Origin of the sequence: Vibrio sinaloensis (assembly GCF_000808535.1) — a bacterium.
Classification (GTDB): Bacteria; Pseudomonadota; Gammaproteobacteria; order Enterobacterales; family Vibrionaceae; genus Vibrio; species Vibrio sinaloensis_D.
The window spans coordinates 266,688-284,000 of record NZ_JWLV01000045.1 but is presented as its reverse complement, the minus strand read 5'-3'; the positions used below and the strand labels follow the sequence as shown (position 1 = coordinate 284,000).

The following is a 17,313-nucleotide window of genomic DNA, read 5'->3' as shown; positions in this document are numbered from 1 at the left end:
TGGTTCGCGGCAAAAAAAACATCAATACTAAGCCCATCAACACGACACAGACTCAAATTATTTCTCGCGAATGAAGGTAATTAGTAATGACTAAGCAAACCAAACTTTTTAAAGGTATCGCCTCTGCGCTTGCGCTTACAGCAAGTGTGTCTGCTTGGGCGGTGGAAGACCAAGACTTTAGCTCAATGCAAATGCAAGGTGTTGAGCAAGTTGAAGTGAAAGTGGATCTAGAAGGGGCGGCACAACGCCTATCTCAAGCGGTTCAGTTTCCAACCATTTCAAATCAAGACCGCAGTGATTTTGATGAAGAGGCGTTTAACAACTATCACGACTTCTTAGTTGAATCTTACCCTCTAGTACATAAAACACTGAAGCGTGAACTAGTTGGCGACCCGCGCCCATTTAGCTTAATTTACACCTGGGAAGGCAAAGACCCATCACTGCCACCGGCGGTATTTATGGCTCACCAAGATGTGGTGCCAATTGCAGAGGAATCTCGCGATCAATGGGAAGTCGAGCCGTTTTCCGGTGAGATCAAAGATGGCTACATTTGGGGACGTGGTTCTCTGGATGACAAAAACCAAATTCACGCCATCTTAGAAGCCACTGAAATGAAGATTAAAGAAGGCTTCCAACCAGAGCGCACCATTTTGTTTGTGTTTGGTCATGATGAAGAAGTTGGCGGACCGGAAGGGGCAAAACAGGCAGCGGATATTATTGAGCAGCGTTATGACAAAATTGCCTTTGTGATTGATGAATCAGCGCCGCTAATCCCAGGCGTGTTCCCGGGCATTCGTGACAATACGGCCCTAATTGGTATTGCTCAGAAAGGCTACGTGAGCTTGGAGATCGCAATCAATGGTATTGGCGGCCACTCTTCGCAGCCTGCTGGTGAGTCGAATATTGTTGCGCTAGCCAAAGCGGTAGAAAAAGTGGAAGCGGCGCAGTTCCCATACAAGATTCATGATGCGGTTCGCTACCAGTACCGCTTTATGGGGCCAGAGTTACCTGAAGACCAGCAACCAATGTACAAAGCGGTGGCCTATGGAGAGAACGATTCGATCAGCGATTTAGAGCAGAAGTTTATTGATGTGATGTCGCAAAACCAAGTGACGCGTGCCATGTTGCACACGACAACCGCAGTGACCATGTTCAATGCCGGTATCAAAGATAACGTACTGCCACCAGCCGCGACAGCGGTAGTGAACTTCCGCCCTATGCCTGGTGATACACCTGAAGTGATTATTGAACACGTGAAAAAAGCCATCGGCGATGAGCGCATCACAGTACGAGATATCTCAGCATCAACGCCAGCAACCAATGTGGCCGATCCAAACGGTGAAGGATACAAAATGCTAGAGAAAACCATTCGCCAAACCTGGGGTAATGACCTGATTGTATCGCCATTCTTTGTTATCGGTGGGTCAGACTCTAAGCACTTCCAAGCGCGTGATTTTGCACCGGATGTGTACACCATTACCGCTTTGCAACTAGAAAGTGTGAAAGAGTTTGAAGGTTTCCACGGTGTGAACGAACGAATTCTGGTTGATGAGTATGGTCGCTCGATTGGATTCTTCTACAAACTGATGGATAACCTAGAAAACCTTTAATCATAGCCTTACTGACCGTGGCGCAACGTGCTGCGGTCATCGTTTCCAGCATGACTGACATGCTCTATCGACTTTGGGGAACAAACGAATGAAAAACATATTGTTAATGCTAGCGCTGATCACGCCTTTGACTCATGCAGCAGACACTTTGTCATGGGACTCTCTTCGTCCGCAAAACACACAGCAGCAGAGTTTATCTCCAAGTGATAAAGCGTTGGTTACAGAGATTTATGTTTATGAAGTGGCTCAGCAAAGTCGCAAGCTAAGCCCAATGGAACACGATGGCTACATAAAGCGTATTGAGCTTGCAGAGAAACGCGGGTTGAACGTGAGAGAGGCACTTGATGAACTTGTGAGTGGTAAGCGTTATGCCAATGCCATTATTCCTGATTTGCAAGTGAATGACATGAAACTAGGCGGCTTCTTGGTGCCACTAGAGATGGAAGGCTTAGTCGGGACGCAATTTATTTTGGTACCAACGGCGGGCGCTTGTATCCATACACCACCGCCACCGGCGAACCAAACTATCTTGGTCGACTTCCCGGAAGGGTATCAGATGCAAAGTCTTTACACGCCAGTGTGGGTTGAAGGGGATATCAAAGCAGGAGGGGTATCCGCATCCGTTGCACTCTCAGATGGTAATCAGGATATTGAGATTGGTTATGTTATCGATGCCTCGGACATCGTGACCTTTCAGTAAGACGGTGTGGTGATGGGCGTCGTGATTAGTTTATAGCTCGAACGAGTGTAGGTGTTTGATTGTACTGGAGAGCGAAAGCCGAAAAGTGCTATCTTGTAGGCAATGGTCTACAGGAAGCAAGCACAATGAATTTCAGCCTCGAACAGTTGTTAGCCTTTGTCACCGTCTATGAGCACCTTTCTTTTAGCAAGGCCGCGGTAAAACTAAACAAGCATCGTACTACCATAGGTCAGGTTATCACTAACCTTGAAGACCAACTTGCGGTCACCTTGTTTGAACGAATTGGTCGCTCTGTTGAACCCACCGAAGACGGTCATCTTCTTTATCATTATGCTAAGCAAGCGATCGAGCAAGCGCGCGTGTTTGACAAGATCGCTCTCAGCCTATCCTACGGAGGGCTTGAACGCGTGGTGATTGCCTACCCAAGTTTTGTCCCTCACCAAGCGCTATTTTTGATTCGCCAACAGTTAGCGCAAGATTTTCCGACCATGCGCGTAGAGTTTCTTGTCCGCGATCGTGACGAAATAAAGCAAGGCATTGTTGATGGGACAATTCATTTTGGTCTGGTCAATATTCATGAAAGTACCGCAATTCATAGTTTTGACTCGACGTTCTTAGGCCATGTGGAGTTTCTACCCTATGTACAAACAGGTGGGCGATTGGCGCAAATGGACAAAACGTCGGTGGTGAGTGAGTTGCAAACTGAGCGGCAGTTTATGCTCAAATCACTGGTGGATGAAGGCTTGGCCGACAAATTTGTATTTTCAGCCAACAATGAGCAAGTCGATCAACTGGCATTGGTGATTAAAATGATCAAAGAAGGGCTTGGCTGGGCATGGTTGCCAAAAGCGCTTTCTGAGTCTCAGTTTGCGGTCGAAGGGGTTTCGCCACTTGAGCTTGAGTTGATGTTAGAGGGAATGAAGCTGCCGATCTCCTTATGGTGTCCGCACGCAAAAAACATCAAAGAGGTGAAAAGTTCGATTGTTAAGGCGGTCAACGACCATGTGCAGAAATACAAACCGCGTTAGCCTTTACCTGTTTATGTAAGATTGGCCTTACCGCAAGCGATTCGTCAAACCAAGGATGATTTATGAACTCTGAATCCACATCGTGGAAAACGCCGCAGAACTTCCTGTTGGTGGTTTCCATCGTTGTCCCTATCGCTTTCTCAAGCTGGATGGCGTTGCTAAACAACTTTGTGATCGAAAAAGCGAGCTTTGATGGCGCCGATATTGGCTTGTTGCAAAGTGTACGTGAAATCCCCGGTTTCCTTGCGTTTACCGCCGTGTTCGTCCTTCTTTTTATTCGTGAGCAGCGTTTTATTTTACTCTCGCTTGCGGCGCTCACTCTGGGCACCGCGATTACCGGATTCTTTCCTACGTTATTTGGTTTGCTGATGACGACCTTGCTCATGTCGATAGGATTCCATTACTTCGAAACCCTCAAGCAATCGCTGTCACTTCAGTGGTTATCGAAAGATGAAGCGCCGGAAATGTTGGGTAAATTTATATCGATAGGCGCGCTTGCCTCACTGTGTACTTATGGGGCTCTGTGGTTTTGCCTTGAAGTCTTTCATATGGACTTCAAATGGGTTTATTTAACGTTCGGCGGGGTCGGATTCTTGCTGGTGGTTTGGATGGCGTTTGCCTTTCCCGAGTTTCAGTCGAAAGTCCCTCAGAACAAAAAGCTGGTGTTGCGCAAGCGATATTGGCTTTACTACGCATTAACCTTTATGAGTGGTGCTCGTCGACAAATTTTCACCGTTTTCGCAGGGTTCTTGATGGTCGAAAAATTTGGCTATTCGGCTGCAGATATTACCTTGCTGTTTCTTATCAACTACCTGTTTAACTTCTTGTTTGCAAAAAGAATCGGTAAGTTCATTGGTCAAGTGGGCGAGCGAAAAGCGCTGATTTTTGAGTATGTTGGCTTAATTGGTGTGTTTGTTGGATACGCAATGGTTCAAACTGCAGAATGGGCGGCCGCGCTGTATGTTATCGACCATCTATTCTTTGCCTTAGCCCTTGCGATTAAAACCTATTTCCAAAAAATCGCCGACCCTGCTGACATGGCCTCTACGGCGGGGGTATCGTTTACCATTAACCATATTGCTGCGGTATTCATTCCAGTGTCGTTTGGATTTATTTGGTTAATCTCTCCCTCTGCCGTGTTTTATATCGGTGCTGGGATGGCGATGGTAAGTTTGTTGTTATCGCTCAATATCCCAAGAAAGCCTGAAGAGGGCAATGAAGTACGTATGCTTAAGTGGAGTTAAAACAATGATGAAAATTGGCGTTGTTGGGTTAGGTGATATCGCTCAGAAGGCATACCTTCCCATTATCACTCAACTGGCTGATGTTGAGCCTATATTTTGTACCCGAAGCTCAGACGCTTTGCAGGCATTGTCTCAACAATATCGAGTGGCGCAAACCTGTCATGACTATCGCGATTTACCTCGGCTCGGGGTCGATGCCGTAATGATTCATGCTGCCACGAGTGTGCATAAACAGATCGCGAGTTATTTTTTGCAGCTAGGTATCCCAACGTTTGTCGATAAGCCATTAGCGGACAATGCCGCAGATGTCATGGAACTGTATGACATCGCGAGCAAGCACAACGCGCCGCTTTATGTCGGTTTTAATCGTCGTTATATTCCTCTCTATAATCACTACTTGCCGGAAGTCGCTAATGGCCGATGTGGGGCATTAACCTCTCTTCGTTGGGAGAAGCATCGTCATAATCTATCTGGTGAGGTGAGGACGTTCGTATTTGATGATTTTATCCATCCACTTGATAGCGTTAACTTAGATGGTCGATCGGACATAAACGACGCCTATGTCACCCAACAATGGGTGGGTGAGCAGTTAGGTCGGCTAGATATTCAGTGGCAGGCCGGCGAAACGCTGCTCCATGCTTCAATGAATCGTCAGTTTGGTGTGACCACAGAAAGGGTCTCGGCAACCTACCAAAATAAGGCGCTACAATTTGATTCCTTTGTGGCTGGTCGCCAATGGGAAGAGGGGCAAGAGGTGGCGTTAGCATTGAAAGATTGGGCACCAATGCTAACGACAAAGGGGTTTTCGGCAATGATACAAGACTGGTTGTCGGTGATCAGGGCGGGGCAACTGGCGAGCCATATCGTCGAGCGCAACATTGCTACCCATCAACTTGCAGAGGCGCTTGTTGCTCGTTTGAACGCGTCGAAGCGATAAGGACACCCAAGCGTTCGCACCTAAAAAGTGAAGTCTCAGGCTTCACTTTTTTTAGTTGGATTACACTAATCTTTGCTGCAAGTACTCAATAAAAGTCTTTATCTGGCTTGGGATGTACTTCGATTGCGCGTATTGGGCGATGATTTTGCCTTGATAGTTGCCGCCTACGTGCCAGTCTCGCAAAACTTCTACCACTTGCCCAGAGTCGATATACGATTGAATGGCGAACTCTGGAAAGACCGAAATACCTACCCCACGCAACACAGCTTCACGGCGAATTTCGCTGTGGTTCACAACAAATGAGCCGTTAACGTTAATCGATACACGCTTGTTATTGTTAGTAAATTCCCAAACTCGGTCACGAGGATTCTCACCTAAGCACAAACAGTTATGGCTTGAAATGTCTTCTGGGTGAATCGGCATCCCATATTCTTCGATATAGGCTGGACTTGCGCACAAAACCAATCGACATTGACCTAAAGGTTTGGCGATCAACCCTTCGGTTGGTTTGTTGGTGATCATGATGATGATGTCCACTTCATCGCCAATCGGATCAATGTAGTGGTCGGCGACTTTCAGCTGCAACGACACGTTGGGGTAGTCGTCGATAAAGTCGAGGATCATCGGCATAAGAACTTGACGAGACAATGCTTTTGGCGCTGCAACACGTAGGCTACCTGAAACATCGGTTTTATCGACCTGCGCCGCAGAAACCGCCATTTTGGCTGAGTTCATCATGTCACTACACAGGCTATAAACCTCTTGCCCGGTTGAGCTAAGACGCATCTGGCGAGTGGTGCGCTCTAGCAGTTTTTCTTCCAACGCGCTCTCTAGCCTAGTGACCGAACGGCTCACGGATGACGGGGATACACCAAGTTTTTTGGCGGTCTTTGAGAAGCTGCCCGACTCCACAACATTAACGAAGATTGCCATCTCTGAAAGCAGCGGAATAAGCTTATTTGTGTCCATGGCGCAATTATCCTTTGCATTATGGCTATATTGTTTCGCTCAAGTTACTTATAGATACTAATTAAGTCAATTGACAACAACTAAAAATAATAAAGGACGTGAAACATGAAGAAGATCAGAAGTATCGAGGATGTTCAGGCAGTTGCTGACGTTTCGAAGCATATTTTGACCTTATTCAGTGGGGGGCTAGATAGCTCATATGTATTAGAACTACTTAAAAATAGTCACGCAAAAGTCACGGCTGTCGCGGTCGACTTGGGTGATGGTATCGAAGAATCGAACCTAAAGCTCATCACCGATCACTACGGCTTCGATCTAAAGATCATCGATGCAAAGCAGGAGTTCGTTGAACACAGCTTAGTGTCCGCTATTCAGGCTCAATCCATGTACCTAGGGGATTACCCTGTTAGCTCGTCACTCTCACGCCCAATTATCGTCAAAAAAGCGGTGGAGTTGGCGGAAATTCTTGGCTGTGATGCGATTATTCATACCGCCAACCAGTCACAAAATAGTTTACGCCGCCTTAATGGCGCGATTGAGCGCTCGGGCTTTGATGGGTTTTATGGCTCTCCTTATGAGTATTCCGCGCTTACAAGAGAAGAGAAAGCCAAAGCGCTTTTCCATTCAGGTTTAGTTGGCTTTAAAAGCCGCAATGTGAGCGGTGACTCCAACCTTTGGTGTCGTGAGTTTGAATCCGGCGTTCTTGACAACCCAGAACAATTCACCGTTTCAGAATCTTTGTTTACCTGGTCGCGTTGGCAGCCAGAAAAACATTTAGAAAACGATCAAATTAAGATTGGTTTTCGTCAAGGCTACCCTGTCACCTTGAACGATCAGCCAATTAATTTACTTGAGTTAATTACCTTCATTAACAACCACGTTGGCGCGTACGAGATTGGCCGATATGTAGGGTTCGACCATCTCGATCAGGACGAAAAGGTACTAGAGGTGCGCGAAGCACCCGCCGCAACACTCCTGATGAAGGCTTACAAGCTGCTGGAAACAGCAGCTTTACCTACCGATGTTCTCAAAGCAAAAGCGATGCATAACGACATGTGGACACAAGAAGCGGTTGAAGGTCGCTTTGGCAGCATGATGCAAAATGCCAGCTATGCGTTCATCGCCCACACTGCGGAATTCATTTCTGGCAGTGTTCTATTCAATCTCACCAGAGGAAGTGCTCTGGCGACGAGTATCGTGGCGGAAAACCCAAGGTATCTGTGTGATCGTGACCGTTGGGAAGTGGAAGTGGCTCATGAACGAAGCCAGCGCTCCTTGCCGTTGGATACTCAACCGCAAAAAGCCCATCAAGCCGTGTAGTAGAGAGGTGCAATTTATGGAGAGCGTTAAACAGGTCGCGAGTCGTAACGTTTCAGTGATTACGCAAATATTGGCGCAAAATCAGTATGTCTTTGTCAGCGGTAAGCACATGACATCCTTGCTGCAAACCAACGTCGATGAGGTGGTTCGTTTTAAAAACTGTTGGAATCACTTGGAAAGGGATCAATACATGGCAGACGGCGGTACGTATCGCTATCGCCGGTATGGTCAGTTTATGAAGTTGCCGGGCAGCCATGAGATTACCATGTTGCCTCATGAACCTTATGTTCAGCCTTCTTACATTAACCAGCTCAATGGTGATATTGAACGCCACTTTGAACCGTTGACGGACCGCTTTGTGACGTCGCCGATATTGGAGCGACTGCTGCAATTGATGAGTGACATTTACGATGGCGTAGAAGGCAAGCCAACCAAGTGGAATATTCGGCTCCACCCTTACCGAATCATTGCTGACGATTCCGAGTTGGGGCAGCCCACACCGGAAGGTTTGCATCGTGATGGTGTCACCTACATTGCGTCGTTGATGATCAACAAAATCAATGTGATGGGAGGGCTGACTACCATCACCGATGCAAATAAACAAGAGTTGGAGACCTTAGTGTTAGATAAAACGTTTGATGTCGTGATGGCGGATGATGAGCAAACCATGCACGAAGTCTCACCAATTCGCCCTGAGAGTTCAGACAAATGCGCGTACCGGGATGTACTCGTGATCGCTTTTACAAAAATGGAGGAATAGTATGACTACGGCTACGAGTTCGTTAAAAAAAGGAAGTTTTAAGTTTCCAGTAACAGAATCATTGCTGCTTTTGGTGGCGGTATTTTGGGGAACCAGTTACGGGCTCACAAAAAGTGCCTTAGTGTATACCAGTGTTTTACTCTTCATTACGATACGTTTCTCAATCACTTTTTTATGTATGCTACCTGTAGTGATTCGAGACTTTCGCCGAGGGCTCAATAAAGATTGGAAGATAGCAATACCGACCGGCTTTATTCTATCGGCGATTTTTTTCTGCGAAGTGTTTGGGGTCTCTCAGACCTCGGCATCCAATGCGGCCTTTTTGATCAGCTTGACCGTGATCTTAACGGCCTTCGCGGAACTGATAATTAACAAAAAGCGCGTAAGCAATACCCTACTTGGTCTCACCGTCTGTAGTGTGGTGGGGGTTTTACTGCTGACCAGTGAACAAGGGATCGAGTTTTCGTTAAATACGGGTGATTACTTTATTCTGACGGCGGCGCTGCTACGTGCGCTGATGGTGACGTTAACCAAACGGTTTACTGAGGGCAAAGAGATTACCACCTCAACGTTAACCTCACTTCAGTCGCTGGTTGTGGCGTCATGTGCGATTGTTGGCGCAGTGGCGTTTCTACCTGCGTCGGAGTTTGTGTTGCCGACCTCGACGGAGTTTTGGATTACGGTTGCGTACTTAGTGCTGTTTTGTACGCTGTTTGCCTTTTATGTCCAAAACTACGCGGTGCGCAGAACCTCGCCTACTCGTGTTTCCTTGCTAATGGGCAGTGAGCCGTTATTCGGTGCGATCTTCGCTATGGTCTGGCTGCAAGAAACGTTGAGTGTAACCCAACTTGCTGGTGGGGCACTTATCTTGTTCAGTGTGATAGTCACCTCAACCAGAGAAAGCTAACCAAGCCGGGCGAATGCCCGGTTTTCTTTTTCCTGCATCACGTTCTAAAGTGTTGAATCCTCATCGTAAAATAAAGCCCAATACCCAGAGGATGGATCTTCTTTACACATCGGTTACTATGGAGGCGAACTAAGAGGCAATGGCCTGCCCAGAGAACAATCGGAGTAAAGAATGAGCAAACCTTTGAACGAGTGTATCGTCCCTATGTACCCAACCATTCAAGCGCTAGACGTTAACGCGTTAGAGGCGGGGGAGCACAAGTTTTGGTTTGCCGTGGCAACGGATGCTATAGGCCATCCGCAAACACTGCCAGTGAGAGTGTTTAAAGGTCAAAATCCGGGTAAGCGATTTATGATCACAGCAGGTGTTCACGGTGACGAGCAAAACGGTATTTTAACGGCGCAGCAAATCGCTCGGGAGCTCGTCGGCAAAGCCATTGCGGGCGTCGTGACGATTGTTCCTACGGTTAACCTGTCAGGCATTGCCCGCCATAGCCGAGACTTTCACTCCGCCGCGCCGGATAGCTCATCTGCGAATCTTAATCGCGTCTTCCCAGGAAGTCCCACTGGTGATGACGCAAGCCGCTACGCAAACAGTTTGTGGGAGAATCTGCTCAAACCTAATGCGGATCTGGCTATCGATCTCCATTCCCAAACCAGCGGTAGTGCTTACCCCTTGTATGCGTTTGCTGATTACCGCCTAGAAGATGCGATTCGTATGGCTAGGCTCATTAACCCCGACGTTATTCTTAATGATCCCGGTGACCCTGGCATTTTGGAAACGGTTTACAACCGTGCCGGCATTCCTTCGATCACGATAGAGGTTGGCATTGGCCGCTACACCGATTTAGTGATGGTAGAGCGAGCAACCAAAGGGGTGATGAACATTCTTAAGTCTTATGAAGCGTTGTCAGGCAATGTGGACGAATCTGAGGTGCCTTGCGTGGAAGGCGAGCAAATTGTCAGTGTCAGAGCAAGCCAAGGTGGTTTCGTCATCTGCCATGTCGACTTAATGCAAACGGTTTGTGAAGGGGAGAAATTGGCAACGCAATACAATAGTTTCGGTGATGAAATCGAGGTTTACTACTCGCCGATTAACGGTACCGTCATAAGCCACAATGTTGAGTCAGTTCGAGCGCCGGGATCGTTGGTCGTTAGACTAATTCAATAACGGATTCGCTGCATATTATGGGATAACTATTCACCCACATCACTGGTGTTCCTGATAAAGCACAGGAACACTTCTTCACCAGATAAAGCAATTACTCTATAAAATTCGTTCACCAATGAGATCTAAATCACATTTATCTGTAAACGATAATTGATCTCATTACCATTCTCATGCAAACTTCGGCGCCTGTTAATAATTTGTATGTTGCGTTGTTTATAATGAGATTAGTGAATATTATTTTGCTTTCTTTTTCAGTATTAGCATCAAATGCTATTGCGAGTGAAGAGAGTGAGCAAAACCATCAATGGCTTCGAGACGATTCTCGCTCAAATGCCAAGGTAATTCGCTATCTTGAGCAGCGCAATCGTCAAGTCGAACAATTCCAACAAGCCCTCCAACCTCTGAGCGATGCGCTTCAAGACGAGTGGGCAAATCATCGCGTACAGCGTGGCAGTCAGCCATGGCTGATCCGTGATGGAAAAGAGTATCTGGTCACCCGCGTAGAAGGTCAACGATGGCTGAGAGTCAGAGACGCCAATTCATCTCAAATCGTTGATCTACTCAACATCGAACAGCGAGCAAATCAGCATGACTACTATCAGCTTGGTGGCTGGTCAGTCAGCCCAGATGGACGAAAAATTGCCCTTACTGAAGACCTAGTTGGTAACGAGCAGTACCAAATGGCGGTGGTTGAAGTGGCCACTGGTAAAGAGCAGCGCTTTAATGCCAACGGCGACACTACTGTGATTTGGTCTGCCGATAGCAAGAGTGTGCACGGCATCGTGAAAACGGTTCAGGATGCCAGACCAAGTCGATTGGTGCGTTATTCGCTGGAGGATGGACAAGTCACGGACGTTTACATCGAGACGAATCAAACTTGGCTTGTCTCTGCCTACCTTGCCAGTGATCGCCAATTTGCCATTGTGCAAAGTAACTCTGAATCTGCCAGCGAACAGCGCATTCTTGATTTGTCGAATGGTGAGTTGTCAGCCCCGTTAGCCAAAAGACGTGAGGGCTTCGAGTACTACGCAGACGTCGCCAAGGGCAAGCTGTATGTACAAAGCAACCGTGATGGTCAGTTCGCTCTATATTCAAGCTCGATGAAGGATTCGGACTGGCAGCTCATCTACGCGCCTAGTCACGACGCAGAATTGCAAACTTACTACGTTTTCCAATCTGGCCTTGCGGCGATTGAACAGAAACAAGGACAAAAAAGTCTCGTCATTTTAAACCACCGAGGGCGAGAGCAACATAGTGAGTTACTTTCTCCTTCTGGCAGTGTTGCTTGGCTGAGTCGAGTTGGGGATTACGCCAGTGACAAACTGCGTATTCGTTCAATGTCGATGACCCAACCTGCGCTCTGGGAAGAGTTCGATGTTTCTACGTTAACCCGTCGCCGATTGAGCGAAGATACGTACCCGTCATACCAATCCGATGAGTACCATACAGAAACGATATTCATCCCATCGGGTGGTGTTCAGGTTCCTGTGACTTTGGCGTACAAGACGTCAATGCTGACTGAGCGATCCCCTGTGGTGGTTTACGGATATGGTGCCTATGGGTTTACGATGAAACCCTACTTTATGCCACAGACAATCTCATTGATGGATCGCGGGATCATCTATGCGATTGCTCATGTTCGTGGTGGTGGCTACTTTGGTGATGCTTGGCATCAGTCGGGGCGCGGGGTCAATAAAATCAACGGCATCAAAGACTTTGTTGCTGTGTCGAAAGCGATGTCGACTTACAAAAAGGGTCAGCGAAAAGTGGCGGCAATCGGCTCGAGCGCAGGGGGAACTTTGGTCGCTGGTGCGCTCAACCAAGCTCCACAGCTATTCAGCGCGGCGAGCCTGACGGTCCCATTTGTCGATGTTGTCGCGAGTATGTCAGATTCGACACTACCTTTGACAGCGCAGCAGTTTCAGGAGTGGGGAAACCCATCGATTCCTGAAGAGCGGGCGAAAATGGCGCAGTACGATCCCATCTTAAATCTTACCTCTGCTAACTATCCTGCGACGCTTGTTCGCGTTGGTTGGCATGATCGCCGAGTGCCTTATTGGGAGGGCGCTAAATACCTCTCACAACTAGAAGCGATCAGCTCAGGCACTGGTCCCTATCTTCTAGAGACAGATTTTGAAAGTGGACACGCTACGGATCAGCGCAAGTCTTCACAACGCCAAGCGATGGAATACGCATTTCTTATTAAACAATTACAAAAATCGGAATAACGAACCGGAGCCATCATGAAACTTTCACGAGTCAATGTCGCTGTGCTGACTGCACTGGCGGCAGGCCTTGTACACGCGGAATCTAACGTCAGCACCTTTGAAGAGGTGGTCGTCACTGCCAATAAATACGAAGAATCATTGTCAAAAACCGCAGGCTCTGTCTCGGTGATTGACGGTGAAGAGATGCGTAAAAAGGGCGCGACCGAACTGTACGAAGTGCTGAAAAACGAGCCGGGTGTGAGTGTGACTGGCTCGGCGGGTACCGCACAGAACATCACGATTCGTGGTATGTCGGGGAACCGCGTTTCTGTAGTGAAAGATGGCATTTCAGCATCAGATGGCTACGGTGCCAATGACTTGAACGATGTGATGGGCCATAACTCCTTTGATGTTTCATCTGCAAAAGAGATTCAAGTCGTGAAGGGCGCAAGTTCAACAAGCTTTGGTTCTGGCGCGCTTGGCGGTGTGATCATTGTTAAATCGCTCTCGCCGGAAGATCTACTCGACGGTGAGGATTTCTATGTGGACGGTGCCGCGAACTATTCCGACAACAGTAGTCGCTATAGACTCTCATCCAACTTAGCATTCGCACTTGGCGACACTAGCTCCTTGGTTCAAGCCGCGTATTGGAGTGGTGAAGAGAGCAAATCGTACGACGAAAACTTGTGGAACCGTGAAATCGAAGGCCTTAGCGCCGCTTATACCATTCAGCACTACCTAAACGATGAATGGATGCTGAAAGCCAAAGCGGATTTCTATCGTGAACAAATGATCCGTGAAGAGGGGATCGCACCTCCTCAACGTGACGCAAAAATGGATATCGAGACGTTTTACGAAGACGAAACGCTATCTAATTACCTATTTTGGTTGGGTGCTGAATATGAGTCAGAGACCTTGCTCCTCGATACGCTAGAGACGAAAGTGTACTACCGACACACCTTGTTCAACGAGGACTCCAATAAGCTCATGTATCGTGATTCTAATGGTGTGCGCCTGTTGCGTCGTGAGATAGAAAATCGTCAGTTCCAAGATCAGCTCGTTGGTTGGTCTGCAGATATGATGAAAGAACTGTATCAAGGCGAGCTGAAGCATACGCTGGTTTATGGCGGTAAGTTTGAAACGACCTATCATGAGCGCCCAGTCGATGAAAGACTTACGGACTGGCATGGCGTGAAAGTGACCCAAACTAACCCATTTGCTCCGGCAACCAGCTATTCAGTGGGCGCCTTTATTCAAGACTCTATTGAAGTAGGCAACTGGCGTGCAATGTTGGGGCTTCGCTATGACTCCTACCGCCTGAGCTCTGACAGCGGCCGTTCAATTGGGATGGAAGACCTGCCTGATAACAACAGCAGTGAGGTGTCGCCAAGTGCGTCGATTGCCTATCAATTTACCCCAGCATTCAACAGCTACTTTAGCTACAAGCATGGCTATCGCGCGCCAGAGTACTCAAAAACCTATGGCTTAGTGAATCATGATTTCGTGCAAGGTAGCGCATTCATCATTATGCCTAACTTTGAGCTAGAGGAAGAAACCAGTGACAGTTTTGAAATTGGTGCCAAGTACGATGATGGCGCTATGCGCGTGTATGGGGCGGTTTTCTACAACGTATTCAGAAACTTCATTGAGCAAAAGACGGTTGGTAAACGCGCAGGAACCAATATCACCGAGGTGACCTTTGACAACCTAGATGGTGTTCGAACCTACGGTGCTGAAGCGTCGGTGGAATACTCCCTCACCAACACGATTATCGCCAGCACCAACATCGGTATCGTTGATGGAAAAGACAAAGAAGGCGATTACGTCCGTGCCATCACGCCACTGGAAGGTAATGTGGCGCTTAACTACGACAACGGAGCGCTTAACGGTTACGTGCAGCTTAACTGGGCTGACCAAATGAATCGCACCAGCGTATGTGTGAACGAGCAAAAAATCGCGGTTGACTGTGCGACCACCGCGGGCTGGGGTGCCGTTGACATCGGTCTAGGCTATGACTTTGGCGACAATACCAATATTAGTGTCAATGTCATCAACCTATTCGATCGTGAGTACATTCGCTATCAAGATATCGCGGGTCTCGAAAGCCTACACGAGGCATTCCAAACAGAGTCCGGTCGTTACTTCACCGTTAACGCACGTTACGCGTTCTAAGGATTGAACATGAAGAGACGTTATTCATTGATCGCTGCGGCGCTGATTTCTACAGGCGTTAGCGCAGGAGAGTGGGACTATCCTGCAGGCAACCAAGTGGTGAGCGACGCAGTTGCGGCGCAAGACTATTTGCAACGCCACTACCCTGAGGCAGGGACGGTGTCATTACGCTATCAAACGGAGAGCAAACTCGGCCACCAGTACAATTTCAATATTGCGGAGAATGGCGAATACCAACCGCAGCGCGCCTTAGTGGTCCATACCGACAAAGATGGCATCGTGCAACGTGTCTTCAAGAGTTTGCACGACACCATTATTCGCAACGGCGAGGCGACAAAAGCGTCTGAGTTAGAATCACCACGCCGCTTAAAAGCCCAGTATCCACCCTCTTTGGCTTCTGGGGAGGTGGTCACTGCGGCAGTGAATGTGGTGGACCCAGACCTGAGAACCATGGACAGACACGTCGCGCCAGAACTGCCTTGGCTTGATGTGGCGGACTACCCAAATACCCCAAGGTTTGTTGAACGCAACGTTGAAGTCTTAAAAAGTGGTGAGCATTACTACTTGTCGAATTCGCGTGTGACGCAAGTGGATGCGGAGTATTTGGAAGAGTATCAACCAGATAGCAAAACCTGGGTAAAGAGTGGAAGTGCGTCATTTTTGGCACCGGAAGGTATTGTGCAGTTTAGCCAACTCAGCGAGTTAAACACGCTCACCTTTGCCAGCAATGACTTTGCTCAAGTGATGGCGTTTTACCATATCGATGAATCGTTGCGATATGTTGAATCTCTGGGCTATTCGCTGTTTACAGAGCCCGTGGTGTTTGATGGTCGAGGGCTATCCAACAACAACTCAAGCTACTTCCTTGGCCCAAAGGCGGCGATGTTTGGCATTGGCGGTTCTCCTGATGCGATTGATGCGGATATCGTCATTCACGAACTTGCCCATGGCATCCATTATCAAATTGTCCCTGACTGGGCATATGGTCACACCGGTGCCATGGCAGAAGGGTTTGCTGATTACTGGGCAGGTTCGGCAAGTTACAGAAAGCTTCACCAGCAAGGCTCAAAATTTGAAATTGACACCGTATTTAACTGGGATGGCTATTTCGGCAATCGTATTTCTACACGCAGTCTTTGGAACCAACGCGCGAAGTATTTTGAGACCAGCGAATATCGCGCTCACGAAAGTGTCGGTGGTGAGCTCGGGGACGAGCTATGGTCGACACCTTTATTCCAAACCTTAAAACAGGGCGTCGAAAAATACGGAGAAGAGGCGTTCACCGAAATAGATACCCTAGTCTTGGAATCGATGTTTGGCCTTGGTCGTGGGATGAAGATGCACGATCTAGTTGAGAGCATGTTGTACACCGCCAAGACGCTTTATCCGGAGAAAGAGTATTACGACATTCTAAAGCGCAACTTCGCCACTCATGGTCTAGAGAAAGCGCCGTTTGTGCTTGAAGTCGACAGCCGTTACGTTGATCCCGCTCAGCCGATGGCGGTTCGTTTGATTGCCAATGCTCGCCAAGCCTCGGTTGATGGAACGGTGACAACCTCGAGCGGTCATCAAGCTGTTATTAAGCAAGACAAGTTTTCTGTCGCAAACCAAAGGATTCAACTCGATGGTAAGGCGTTGTGCGCCAAGCCGTTTGAACTGGATGCGAATATTGGTTACCAGTACGGCCCTGATTTACGCATGCTCAATTGGACCGACAATCGCACACTGATTATGGGCATTCCACAGCTTAGCCAGCCATTAAAGGTTCAAAATTCCGCGTTGCCAGACGCTTCGTTGGCAAGCAACGGTACCTTCAACGCTGGGTTCAAGAGCTTTAACTTCATCATCAATGACAAACAAACGGTCACTGAAGATTTCGGTGTCTATCTCAAGTTCCAGCACCAACAAATGAGCGATTTGCAGGTGGAGCTCGTCTCGCCATCGGGCGTTAGGCAAACATTGATCGCCAATCCCCGTTATTCACTGAGTGAAAAGCGTTTCTATTGGGTGGCGAAACATGATCCTCAGCTTCAAGCCTTTGTTGGGGAGCCGCTTAATGGCACTTGGCGACTGGAAGTGTCCGATGTCGGTTTAGGCGATACAGGGACATTGGTCGAATGGGCTATCGGTTCAGTCGAGCGTTATAGCTGTGAGCAAACGACCGACAGTACAGAAAACAACAAAACCAACAATAAATCCGGCACAGGGGGAGGCGCGTTCTCATGGGGGCTTTGGCTTCTTGGAGGACTATTACTCTGGCGTCGTGAGCAAAAACACACTCATTAATTT

At 48.0% G+C, this 17,313-nt stretch carries 13 protein-coding genes; 12 read left to right on the top strand and 1 reads right to left on the bottom strand.

Annotated features, from left to right (window positions below):
* The first annotated feature begins 86 nt into the window (after positions 1–86).
* From RJ47_RS17790 to RJ47_RS17770, 5 genes are all read left to right on the top strand, one after another.
* Positions 87–1,610: a M20 family peptidase gene (locus RJ47_RS17790; RefSeq protein WP_039485792.1), complete on the top strand. Its 1,524-nt coding sequence runs from the start codon at positions 87–89 to the stop codon at positions 1,608–1,610.
* Positions 1,611–1,698: 88 nt separating this feature from the next.
* A complete protein-coding gene (locus RJ47_RS17785; protein WP_039485791.1) occupies positions 1,699–2,310 on the top strand; it encodes a DUF3299 domain-containing protein in 612 nt (203 codons plus the stop codon).
* A 125-nt stretch (positions 2,311–2,435) separates the two neighbouring features.
* Positions 2,436–3,338 (top strand): LysR family transcriptional regulator, encoded by a 903-nt coding sequence (locus RJ47_RS17780; RefSeq protein ID WP_039485788.1) that lies wholly within the window; start codon positions 2,436–2,438, stop codon positions 3,336–3,338.
* 62 nt (positions 3,339–3,400) lie between these two features.
* Entirely contained in the window at positions 3,401–4,582 is a 1,182-nt protein-coding gene (locus tag RJ47_RS17775; RefSeq protein WP_005469671.1) for an MFS transporter, read from the top strand.
* Between the two features lie 7 nt (positions 4,583–4,589).
* The gene (locus RJ47_RS17770) at positions 4,590–5,519 is read left to right on the top strand and encodes a Gfo/Idh/MocA family protein (RefSeq protein WP_039485921.1); all 930 of its coding nucleotides are present in this window, start codon (positions 4,590–4,592) and stop codon (positions 5,517–5,519) included.
* A 60-nt stretch (positions 5,520–5,579) separates the two neighbouring features.
* Here the strand turns inward: RJ47_RS17770 and RJ47_RS17765 are convergent, their stop codons facing one another.
* Positions 5,580–6,488 carry a LysR family transcriptional regulator gene (locus RJ47_RS17765; RefSeq protein ID WP_038187366.1) on the bottom strand — a complete coding sequence of 303 codons (909 nt, stop codon included), beginning with the start codon at positions 6,486–6,488 and terminating at the stop codon, positions 5,580–5,582.
* Positions 6,489–6,593: 105 nt separating this feature from the next.
* On the opposite strand from RJ47_RS17765, the gene RJ47_RS17760 reads away from it, so the two are divergent.
* From RJ47_RS17760 to RJ47_RS17730, 7 genes are all read left to right on the top strand, one after another.
* Entirely contained in the window at positions 6,594–7,808 is a 1,215-nt protein-coding gene (locus RJ47_RS17760; RefSeq protein ID WP_005469475.1) for an argininosuccinate synthase-related protein, read from the top strand.
* Between the two features lie 16 nt (positions 7,809–7,824).
* Entirely contained in the window at positions 7,825–8,568 is a 744-nt protein-coding gene (locus RJ47_RS17755) for a 2OG-Fe dioxygenase family protein (protein ID WP_039485785.1), read from the top strand.
* A 1-nt stretch (position 8,569) separates the two neighbouring features.
* Positions 8,570–9,475 carry a DMT family transporter gene (locus RJ47_RS17750; RefSeq protein ID WP_039485783.1) on the top strand — a complete coding sequence of 302 codons (906 nt, stop codon included), beginning with the start codon at positions 8,570–8,572 and terminating at the stop codon, positions 9,473–9,475.
* A gap of 171 nt (positions 9,476–9,646) precedes the next feature.
* On the top strand, positions 9,647–10,645 hold the full coding sequence (locus RJ47_RS17745; RefSeq protein WP_005469612.1) for a succinylglutamate desuccinylase/aspartoacylase family protein: 999 nt from the start codon (positions 9,647–9,649) through the stop codon (positions 10,643–10,645).
* Between the two features lie 218 nt (positions 10,646–10,863).
* Positions 10,864–12,873 carry a prolyl oligopeptidase family serine peptidase gene (locus RJ47_RS17740; protein WP_039485918.1) on the top strand — a complete coding sequence of 670 codons (2,010 nt, stop codon included), beginning with the start codon at positions 10,864–10,866 and terminating at the stop codon, positions 12,871–12,873.
* A gap of 15 nt (positions 12,874–12,888) precedes the next feature.
* Entirely contained in the window at positions 12,889–15,024 is a 2,136-nt protein-coding gene (locus tag RJ47_RS17735) for a TonB-dependent hemoglobin/transferrin/lactoferrin family receptor (RefSeq protein ID WP_039485780.1), read from the top strand.
* Between the two features lie 9 nt (positions 15,025–15,033).
* Positions 15,034–17,310 (top strand): proprotein convertase P-domain-containing protein, encoded by a 2,277-nt coding sequence (locus tag RJ47_RS17730; RefSeq protein WP_039485778.1) that lies wholly within the window; start codon positions 15,034–15,036, stop codon positions 17,308–17,310.
* The last annotated feature ends 3 nt before the right edge of the window (positions 17,311–17,313 follow it).